Origin of the sequence: Amycolatopsis sp. SID8362, from assembly GCF_010550475.1 — a bacterium.
GTDB classification, from domain to species: Bacteria; Actinomycetota; Actinomycetes; order Mycobacteriales; family Pseudonocardiaceae; genus Amycolatopsis; species Amycolatopsis eburnea.
In genome coordinates, this window is sequence record NZ_JAAGNB010001323.1 from 1 (window position 1) to 10,397 (window position 10,397).

General features: G+C 72.3%; 7 protein-coding genes. 1 reads left to right on the forward strand and 6 read right to left on the reverse strand.

Annotated elements, in window-relative coordinates:
* On the reverse strand, positions 1-193 hold a 193-nt coding region (locus tag G3I65_RS40800; RefSeq protein ID WP_160700820.1), incomplete at its 3' end, for a LysR family transcriptional regulator.
* A gap of 107 nt (positions 194-300) precedes the next feature.
* On the opposite strand from G3I65_RS40800, the gene bla reads away from it, so the two are divergent.
* Positions 301-1,194, forward strand: a complete 894-nt coding sequence (gene bla / locus G3I65_RS40805; protein ID WP_160700821.1) for a class A beta-lactamase — start codon at positions 301-303, stop codon at positions 1,192-1,194.
* An 83-nt stretch (positions 1,195-1,277) separates the two neighbouring features.
* Here the strand turns inward: bla and G3I65_RS40810 are convergent, their stop codons facing one another.
* From G3I65_RS40810 to G3I65_RS40830, 5 genes are read right to left on the reverse strand one after another with little or no spacing between them, the layout of a single operon-like run.
* Positions 1,278-1,889, reverse strand: coding sequence for an NAD(P)H-dependent oxidoreductase (locus tag G3I65_RS40810; RefSeq protein WP_160700822.1), 612 nt, complete (start codon positions 1,887-1,889; stop codon positions 1,278-1,280).
* Entirely contained in the window at positions 1,886-2,824 is a 939-nt protein-coding gene (locus tag G3I65_RS40815) for a TauD/TfdA family dioxygenase (protein ID WP_160700823.1), read from the reverse strand. The genes G3I65_RS40810 and G3I65_RS40815 overlap by 4 nt, the downstream gene beginning before the upstream one ends.
* Complete coding sequence (locus G3I65_RS40820; protein WP_160700824.1) at positions 2,821-4,083, reverse strand: ATP-grasp domain-containing protein; 1,263 nt, start codon at positions 4,081-4,083, stop codon at positions 2,821-2,823. Before G3I65_RS40820 ends, G3I65_RS40815 begins: the two co-directional genes overlap by 4 nt.
* Complete coding sequence (locus G3I65_RS40825) at positions 4,080-5,333, reverse strand: ATP-grasp domain-containing protein (RefSeq protein ID WP_160700825.1); 1,254 nt, start codon at positions 5,331-5,333, stop codon at positions 4,080-4,082. Before G3I65_RS40825 ends, G3I65_RS40820 begins: the two co-directional genes overlap by 4 nt.
* A complete protein-coding gene (locus G3I65_RS40830; RefSeq protein WP_309235952.1) occupies positions 5,330-10,381 on the reverse strand; it encodes a non-ribosomal peptide synthetase in 5,052 nt (1,683 codons plus the stop codon). Before G3I65_RS40830 ends, G3I65_RS40825 begins: the two co-directional genes overlap by 4 nt.
* Between the last annotated feature and the right edge of the window lie 16 nt (positions 10,382-10,397).

Genomic DNA, 10,397 nt, shown 5'->3' on the forward strand with positions numbered 1-10,397 from the left:
GGTCGCGCCCGAACGCGGTCAGCCGCGCGCGGCGGGTGGAGCGGTCGAACAGCCGCTCGCCGAAGTGCCGTTCGAGCGCGGCGATCCGCCGGCTCGCGACCGGCTGCGGGATGCGCGCGAGCGCCGCGCCCGCCGTGAAGCTCCCCGTCTCGCTCACGCTCACGAACGCCCTGCAGCCGCCGACCAGGTCCACGACCTCACTCTATGCGATTCCGGCATCAATCGGCGCGGTTCCGTCTTGGACAGCATGAGCGAACGCGGTGAGACTGCGGATGTCGATCAAGACCGGAAGGAAGCACCGTGCCGTTCCCCCACGTCCGGTGGGCCGCGCTCGCCGCGCTGGCCCTCGTCCCGCTCACCGCGTGCGCCGCGGAACCGCCGTCCGCGCCGCCGGCACCGCCGTCGACATCCACGGTCGCGCAACCCGACTTCGCCCCGCTCGAACGCGACTTCGACGCCCGCCTCGGCGTGTACGCGATCGACACCGGTTCCGGCCGCGAGATCGCCCACCGGGCCGACGAGCGCTTCGGCTACGCGTCGACGCACAAGGCGTTCTCAACTGCGGCCGTCCTCCAGCGCACGAGCATGGCGGGCCTGGCGAAGGTGCTGCCCTACACCAGCGCCGACGTCCAGCCGAACTCGCCGGTCGGCGAAAAGCACGCCGGCACCGGGCTGTCCCTGCGCGACGCGATCGACGCGGCGTTGCGCTACAGCGACAACACCGCCGCGAACCTGTTGTTCCGCGAGCTGGGCGGCCCGGCGGGACTGGCCGCCGCGTTGCGCGGGATCGGCGACACGACCACGCACGTCGACCGGATCGAGCCGGGCCTCAACGACCTGGCCCCGGGCGACGTCCGCGACACGAGCACCCCGCGCGCGATGGCGGCCGACCTGCGCGCGTTCGCCCTCGGCACGGCGCTGCCGGCCGAGCAGCGAACGTTCTACACGGACACGATGCGCGCCAACCGCACCGGTGACGCGCTGATCCGCGCGGGCACCCCGGCCGGCTGGACGGTCGCCGACAAGACCGGCACGGGCGCCTACGCGACGCGCAACGACATCGCGGTCGTCTGGCCGCCGGGGCGCGCGCCGATCGTGCTGGTGGTGCTGTCCGACCGGAAGACCGCGGACGCCGACCACGACGACCGCCTGATCGCGCAGGCGGCGAAGCTCACCCTCGACACCTACCGCTGACCGCCCCCAGTTCGGGACGTAGTGAATGACTCATTCATGTCGCCTGACGACATGAATGAGTCATTCACTACATGCGCGACCGGTCAGAAGAGCCGCGCCACCTCGGTTTCGACCTCGTCGAGCCACGCCGCGCGGATCTCGGCACCGGCGTCGGCCACCACCCGCAGCACGAGCCGGCGCACCTCCGGCTCGCCGAGGTACGGCGCCAGGCAGCGCCGCCAGATCGCATCTAGCGGGTCGCCGAACAACGTCCGCTCGCGCTCCTCGGTCGTATCGGACGTGTTCACCACCAGCAGCCGCCGCAACGACAGCAGCGACTCGGGCGCGCCACCCGCGTCGGAGAGGCGGTACGCGACACCGGGGACGAGGATCCGGTCGAGCCAGCCGCTGAGGATCGCCGGCGGCTTGCCCCACCAGTTCGGGTGAATCGCGACGAGCCCGCCCGCTTCGCGCAGCTCCTCGCGGTGGCGCCGCACCAGCGGGTCCGGTTCGGCGGCGAGGAACTCCTCCGCCCGGGTCCCGCTGGTGTAGGCCTCCTCCGCGGTCAGCACCGGGTTGAAGCCCTCGGCGTACAGGTCGTGGAACCGCACCGGCACCCCGGCCCGCTCCAGCGCCGCGACGACGCGGTCGGCGAGCGCGTGGTTGAAGCTCCCGGGCCGCGGGTGCGCGAGCAGCACGACGACCGGTGCGGTCATCCCGTCATCGCCACCAGGATGCGCCGCTTGCCGGTGAACGGCTCGCGGCCGTGGGCCATCAGCATGTTGTTGATCACCATGATGTCCCCGCTCTGCCACGGGAACGCGTAGCTGACCTCGTCGTAGACCTCGCCGATCTTCTCGAGGTCCGCGACCGGGATCGGGCTGCCGTCGGCGAAGTAGGCGTTGCGCGGCAGGTCGGCCTCCGGGTACAGCTCCAGCAGCGCCTCGCTGACCTCCTCACCCAGGCTCGAGACGTGGAACAGGTTGGCCTGGTTGAACCAGACGGTGTCCCCGGTGTGCTCTTCCACCACGAACGACGGCCGGACGTGCCGGGTGCGCAGCCCGTCCTCGGTCCACTCGAACGTCTGCCCGTTGCGCGCGCAGTAGTCCTCGACGACCGCGCGGTCCTCGGTCTGGAACGCCTCCTGCCACGTCAGCCCGAGCCCTTCGCGGAACGCGCGCGTGTACGTGACACCGCCGGCGAACCGCTCCCGCAGGTCTTCCGGCAGCAGCCGGTACATCGCCCGGCTGTCCGCGATCGGCGTGGCCCCACCGGTTTCGGCGGCGGTGTCGCACAGGAAGAACAGGCGCGCGGGCCAGCTCGCCGAGTACGAGTTCTCGTTGTGCATCGGGATCGACTCGGCGGGCGGGTACTCGGTCGAGGTGTAGATGTTGCCCGCCACGTTCGAGCGCGGCGTCGACCGCTCCGTGTACGTCAGCAGCGCGCCACCGATCGTCTCGGTGACCCGGTTGAACAGGTCGAGGTCGGCGGGCAGGCCGCGCAGCAGGATCGCGCCGTGGTCGCGCAGGTGGTCCCGCACCGCCGGCAGCTGCGCCTCCACGGCCGCGAAGTCCGCGGCCGGGAAGACGGCGATCTTCGTGTGCTCGTTGCCCTGCAGCTGCCCCAGCGGCGCCGCGAGATCGGCGGTCATGACTCCTCCAGTTCGAATCGGACAAGCTTCGCGGCTTCGGCGTGCAGCGCGGCCAGGTCGTCGAGGTCGGCGAACCCGGCGACGAGGACGTTGACGGCGTAGATCTCCTGGTCGTCGCTGAGCACCTGGCCGGGGGAAACGATGGTGACGACGTCGAGGACCTCCGGCAGGTCCGCGACTTCCGCGGTGCCCTCGACGCGCACCAGCCGCCCGCTGCCTTCGGCGTAGACGATCAGGTAGCCGACCGGCACGGGCAGCCCGTTGCCGCGCGCGGGCGGCGGAGTACCGAGTGCCAGGGACACGGCTTCGGCGGTGACGTCGATGCCGGTGGCGAGCCGCAGCAGGGCCGGTTGCGCGCCCCCGGCGGGACGGCCGGCGTTGACCTCGACGACCACCGGGCCGAGCGCGGCGTCGTCGATCACCTCGACGTGCGCGCACGTCGAGTCCAGGCCCAGGGCCAGCACGGCCGCGGTCGCCGCTTCGGTGATCAGCCCAGCTCGCTCGCCCGACAGCCCGAACGGCGGGCAGACCATGCCCAGCTCGAACTTCCGCTCGTCGATCAGCGGCTTGCCGACCACGGTGACGGGTTCGGCGGCGCCGTCGCGGACGAGCACGTCCACCGCGTACTCCGGGCCGTCGAGCAGGCTCTCGACGAGGAACACCCGCAGCGGGTCGAGCGGGCCCGGCAGCACCCGGTGGTAGCGCGCGTCGGAGTTCTCCGGCAGCCGGGTGGCCAGCAGGTGGTACGCCGCGACCAGCTCGTCCACAGTGGACACCGTGCGGACGAGCGTGCTCGCGGCGCCGTTGACCGGCTTGACGATCGCCGGGAGGCCGACCTCTGCGGCGATTCGCGGCGCCTCGGCCGGGTCGGCGAAGAGCGCGGCTCGCGGTCCCGGCAGCCCGGCGGCGGCCAGCGCCTGCCGGACGGCGAACTTGTTGTGCGCCACCGCGAACACCTCTGCCGGGCAACGCGCGACGCCGAGCAGGTCGGCGACCCGGGCGGTGCTCGCGATGATCCCTTCCGCCGCAGTCAGCACCGCGCCGGGCGCCCGGTCGCGGAGCGCTTCGGCGACCGCGGGTGCGTCCCGGACGTCGTCGACCACGGCGAAGCCGTCGACCAGGGAACCCAGTTCGGCCCGCTCTCCGTCTCCGAGGGGCTCGGTGACCAGTTCGGCCCGCCACCCGGCGGCGCGGACGGCGGCCGCGAAGTCGCCGATCCACTGCCCGCGCGTCTCGCGGACGATGAACGCGGTTTTCACGCGACCTCCAGGCGGATCAGCTTGCTCGCTTCGGCGTGCAGGGCGGCGAGGTCCTCGTGGTCGGCGAACCCGGCGACGACCAGGTTGACCGCGTACGTCTCCTGCTCGTCGGTGAGCACCTGGCCGGGCGAGACCGTTGTGACGACGTCGACGACCTCCGGCAGCGCGGCGACCTCGTCGAGGCCGCCGATGCCGGTCAGCGTGCCGGACCCGGCCGCGTAGAGGATCAGCATGGCCAGCGGGATCGGCAGTTTCGCCGGCTCTCGCGCCGGTGGCGGCGCGCCGAGGGCGAGGGCGGTCAGCTCGGCGAACACGTCGACGCCGGTGCGCAGCTTGGCCAGCAGCGGCATGATCGAGCCCGCCGGGCGGCCCGCGTTGACCTCGACGATCGTCGGGCCGCGCCGCTCGTCGTCGATCACCTCGACGTGCGCGATCGTGTTGTCCAGGCCCAGCGCCAGCACCGCCGACGACGCTGCCGAAGCCACCAGCTCCGCCCGCTCATCGGAAAGCCCGGCCGGCGGACAGGACAGGACCAGCTCGAACTTGCGCTCGTCGATCAGCGGCTTGTCGAGGATCTCGATCGGCTCGGCGACGCCGTCGCGGACCAGCACGTCGACCGCGTACTCCGGGCCCCGCAACAGGCTCTCGACGAGGAATGTCGCGGCCGGGTCGAGTGTCCCCAGTGGACGGTGGTAGCGCGGATCCGCGGACTCGGGCAGCCGCGAAGCCAGCAGCTCGTACGCGGCCGCCAGCTCGTCCACGGTGGACACCGTGCGCACGAGGTTGCTCCCGGCGCCGTTGACCGGCTTGACGATCGCGGGCAGCCCGACCCGCTCGGCGACGGAGGCCGCTTCGGACGCCGAGGAGATCAGCGCCGCCGCGGGACCCGGCAGCCCGGCCGCCGCCAGCGCTTCCCGGACCGCGAACTTGTCCGCGCACAAGGCGAACACCGACGCCGGGCACCGCGCGACGCCGAGCAGCTCGGCGACCCGGGCGGTGCTCGCGATGGCCCCGTCCGACCCGGTCAGCACGGCGGCGGGCACCCCGATCGCCGAGCGGATCGTGGCGGCGACGGCTTCGGCGTCGTAGACGTCGTCGACCGCGATCACCTCGTCCACCACCCCCGCCGGCGACGCCTCGTCCACCGGCGGCGCGAGCAGCACCGCGCGGTGCCCGGCCGCGTGCACCGCGGCGGCGACTTCGCCGACCCAGTGCCCGCGGGCTTCCCTGATCAGCACGACGTCGCTCACGCGGCCTCCTTCCCGGCGAGCCTGCGCTCCCGTTCCTGCGCGCCGACGAGGTCGTCCGGCAGCGAGTCCGGCACCTCGGTGTCGAAGCGGCGCAACAGCTTCACGGCGAACCCGCCGACGTTGATCAGCAGCAGGATCAGCGCGTAGACGACGTACGCCAGTCCGACCCCGCGGCCTTCGCCGGTGCCCAGGACCGTGCCGACCGACCCGGCGAGCGCGCCGCCGGGGGCGAGCAGCGGCGAGAACCAGCCGACCGCCAGCGGGGCGAGCACGGCGAACCCGATCGGCAGCGTGGACCAGGTGATCGTCTGGTTGATGGCGAACACCCGGCCGTGGTAGCGCTGCGGCACCTTGACCTGCACCAGCGTCGCGTAGATGCCCTGCGACACGGCCATCGCCGCGGCCAGCAGGAACACGCCCGCGGCGACCACGATCAGCGACGGCCGCAGCCCCATCACGAGGCTGCCGAGCGCGATGCCGACGTTGCCCGCGAGCACGCCGACCATCCGCCGCTTGCGCGGGCCGCCCCACAGGGCCATGCCGATCCCGCCGGCCACCGCGCCGACCGCTTCGGCGAGCGCGACCTGGGCGACGTCGGTGACCGTGCCGAAGGACAGCACGAGCGGCGAGACGAGGACCAGCGCCGGCGCCAGGAAGACGTTGGCCAGCGCGAAGTACAGCAGCATCGTGCGGAAGCCGCGGTGGTTCCACGAGTACTTCAGGCCGCCCGCGATCGCCGTCAGCAGCGGCTCGCGCGGGCGCCAGCCGAGCAGGTCGGGGAACCGGACGAACAGCAGGCTGACGATGGCGAAGACGTAGCTCGCCATGTCGAGGATCAGGATGCCGCGCAGCTGGATCGCCGCCAGCAACCCGGCCGCGATGACCGGCATCAGCAGCTGCGCGAAGCCGTTGGACAGCTGGGCGAGGCCCATCGCGTGGCCCAGGTACTGCTTGGGCACGAGCTGCGCCACCGACGACTGGTACGCGATGCGCTGGATCGACCCGGCGACCGACCCGAGCGGGATCAGCACGTAGAGCCACCAGAGCTGGAGGTTCCCGACGGTCAGCAGCACCGCGAGCGCGAGCTGGATGACGCCGGCGATCGCGCTCGCCGCGATCATGATCTTCCGGCGGTCGCCGCGGTCGACGAGCGCGCCCGCCACCGGCAGCACCAGCACCCCGCACAGCAGCGCCAGGGCCCAGAGCAGGCCGAGGTCGGTGACCGAGCCGGTTCTGGTGTAGAGCCAGATCGGGACCGCGAACGACGTCAGCGCCGAGCCGGTCGAGGACACCAGCTGGCCGGCCGTGACCGTGACGAACCGCGCCATGCTCGGCTTCACCGCGGGCTTGTCGTCCACTTCGGACCGGTGGGTGTCGTGCACCGCCCAGCCCGCCGTCTCCTCGCGCACCGAAACGTGCAGGTCACCGGGCTCGTCCAGGGCGGGGTGCACCCGGGTGAGGATCTCCGCCAGCTCTTCCGCGCGGTAGCGGAGGAAGAAGTGCCCCGCCTGGTCCAGCACGACGAGCCCGGTGCGGTCGGTGAGGAACTCCCACTCGCGGTAGCGCTCGGCGTAGTAGTCGGTGACCGGGTCCTCCGAGCCGACGACCGAGATGATCGGCGCGCGCAGCTTGGCGACGCGGGCGTCGAGCAGGCCGCTGAAGTACTCCTCGGCGGCGCGGCTGTCGGCGCGCATGTTGCTGATGATCCGGTCGGCTTGCGCCGGGTCGAGGTCGTCGGTGTCGACGCCCATGCCCTTGAGCCAGTTCGCGTAGTACCGGTTGCTGCGCAGCTTCTCCAGCCGCGTCCGCAGCGTCCCGACCGCGCCCTTGATCCGCGCGAACGGGAAGATCGCGCCGATGTGCACGACCTCCAGCTCGCGGCCGCGCTCCTCGAGCCGCCGGGAGACGCCGACGGCGAGGGCGTTGCCGACCCCGCAGTGGCCGTAGATCGCCAGCGGCCCGTCGATCCGTTCGAGGACCTCGTCCGCGAGCCGCTCGACCAGTTCGTCGAAGGGCACGGCTTCCTCGGACAGGCCGACGTCGTGGCCCGGGATGGCGACCGAGAACAGCGAATACCCGCTGGGCAGCGCGTCCGCGAGGGGCTGGTAGACGATCGCGCTGCCACCGCCGTACGGGAAGCAGACGTAGGTGAGCGTCGGCTTCGCGACCGGCTTGGTCAGCTCGTAGAGCAGGTGCCCCGAGTCGTCGCGGTCGCCGTCGAGGAACACCGCCAGCTCGCGGATCGTGCGGTGCTGGAACAGGTCCATCACGCCGGCCTGGTGCCCGGCCTTCGCGATCCTCGCGACCACCTGCGTGGCGAGCATCGAGTGGCCGCCGAGGTCGAAGAAGTCGTCGTCGACGCCCAGTTCCTCGACCTTGAGCACGTCCCGCCAGATGTCCGCGAGCAGGACTTCGAGCGGCGTGGACGGCTCGACCAGCGCGGTGCTCGCGTCCCGGGCGGCGACCGGCGCGGGCAGCGCCTTGCGGTCGAGCTTCCCGTTCGGCGTCAGCGGCAGCGCGTCGAGGGTGACGAACGACGGCGGCACCATGTAGTCCGGCAGCGTCTCCTTCAACGCGGTCCGCAGGCCGTCCGCGTCGCCGACCACGTAGCCGACCAGGCGCTTGTCCCCCGGCGTGTCCTCCCGGACGAGCACGACGGCGTCGGCCACACCGGGCTGCTCCCGCATCCGGGCCTCGATCTCGCCCAGCTCTATGCGCAGGCCGCGCAGCTTGACCTGGTGGTCGAGGCGGCCGAGGAACGCGATCGTGCCGTCGGCCCGCCAGTGCGCGAGGTCGCCGGTGCGGTACATCCGGCCGCCGTGGAACGGGTCGGCGACGAACCGCTCCGCCGTCAGCTCCGGCCGGTTGTGGTAGCCGAGCGCGAGCCCGGCGCCGGCGATGTGGAGTTCACCGGGCACGCCGACCGGGCACGGGTTTCCGCGCTGGTCGAGGACGTAGATCCGGAGGTTGCGGATCGGCGCCCCGATCGGCACGGACGCGACGCCGGCGAGCGCTTCGGCCGTGCAGTGCCAGGCGGTGACGTCGATCGCGGCTTCGGTCGGGCCGTAAAGGTTGTGCAGTTCGCAGTGCGGCAGCCGCCGGACGAACTCGCGGGCGGTGTCGAGCGGGAGTTCCTCGCCGCTGCAGACCACCCGGCGCAGCGCCGTCACCGACTCGATGCCCGGCTCCGCGAGGAACAACGTCAGCATCGACGGGACGAAGTGCGCCGTCGTGATCCCCTCGGAGTCCAGGAGTTCGCGCAGGTACGCCGCGTCCTTGTGCCCGCCGGGCTCCGCCAGGACCAGCCGGGCGCCGGTCATGAGCGGCCAGAAGAACTCCCACACGGAGACGTCGAAGCTCGCCGGGGTCTTCTGCAGCACCGCGTCCGAGCCGTCGAGGCCGTACTCGCGCTGCATCCAGTCGAGCCGGTTGACGATCCCGCGGTGCCCGTTCGGCACGCCCTTCGGCCGCCCGGTGGAGCCCGAGGTGTAGATGACGTACGCGGGATCGTCCGCGCTCGCCAAGGGATCCACCGGCCCGGCCGAACCGCTGATGTCGTCGAGGACGACGACGGTGGCGGCGCTCGGCGGGAGGGTGTCCCGGAGCGCGGCCTGGGTCAGGACGACCGGAGCGCCCGCGTCTTCGAGCATGAACGCGAGCCGGTCCGCGGGGTACTCCGGGTCGAGCGGCACGTAGGCGCCGCCCGCCTTCAGCACGCCGAGCAGGCCGGTGACCAGCTCGAACGAGCGGTTCGCGAAGACTCCGACCAGCGTGCCCGGCCCGACGCCCAGCTCACGCAGGCGGTGCGCCACGCCGTTGGCGCGGGTATCGAGGTCCCGGTAGGACAGTGACGAGCCGCGGAACGTCAGCGCGGGCGCGTCCGGCGTGCGGGCCACCTGCGCTTCGACGAGCGCGTGGAGCGTGCCCGGCGGGATGTCCCCCGCCGTGTCGTTCCAGCGGTTCAGGACCAGGTCGCGCTGGTTCCCCAGGATGTCCAGTTCGGACAGTGGCCGCACGGGGTCGGCGGTGATCGAACGCAGCAGCGTGACCAGGCGCCCGGCCATCCCGGCGACGGTCTCCGCGCCGAACAACGCCGTGTTGTACACGAACTTGGCGATCAGCCCGGACTCGACCTCGATGGCGTGGAATTCGAAGTCGAACCGGGTCGCGGGCAGGTCCATCGGCAGCCAGCGGAAGTCCACTTCGGACTTCCCGGCCGTGCCCAGCCGGCCCATCTCGTAGTTCTGCAGCACGAACATCGCCTGGAACACCGGCGAACGGCTCACGTCCCGCGGGACGCCGAGGGCGTTCACCAGGCGTTCGAACGGGACGTCGGCGTGGTCGAACGCGTCGAGCACGTGCCGCCGGGTCCGCGTCAGCAGCTCGGTGAAGCCCGGGTCGCCGTCGAGCTGGGCGCGCAGCGGCAGCATGTTGATGAACATGCCGACCACGCCTTCCAGCTCGGGCAGCCCGCGCCCGGCCGACGACGAGCCGACGGCGAAGTCCTCCTGGCCGGAGTACCGGGACAGCAGGACCTGGTAGGCGGCCAGCAGCGTCATGAACAACGTGACGCCGTGCTCGCGGCTCAGGTCGCCCAGCGCCCGAACGAGGTCCTTTTCGACGAAGAACTCGTGGATCGCGCCGTCGAACGCCTGGGTCGCCGGCCGCGGCCGGTCGGTGGGCAGCTCCAGTGGTTCGACGCCGCGGAGGGTTTCCTGCCAGTGGTCGAGCTGCCGGTCCAGTTCGGCGCCGGTCAGCGTCCGGCGCTGCCAGTGCGCGAAATCGCCGTAGCCGATGGACAGCGCGGGCAGCGCGGCCGCCGTCCCGTGGTAGGCCGCCGCGAGGTCGCGCAGCAGCAGGTCGACCGACCAGCCGTCGCCGACGATGTGGTGCGTGCACACGGCGAGGAGGTGCTCGTCGTCGCTGACGCGCACCAGGGTGGCGCGCAGCAGCGGGCCGGCAGCCAGGTCGAACGGCTCGGCCGCGGCGGCGTCGACCGCGGCCCGGGCGGCCTCCTCGGTACCGGCGTCCACAATGGACAACGGCACCGTGACGACCGGTTCG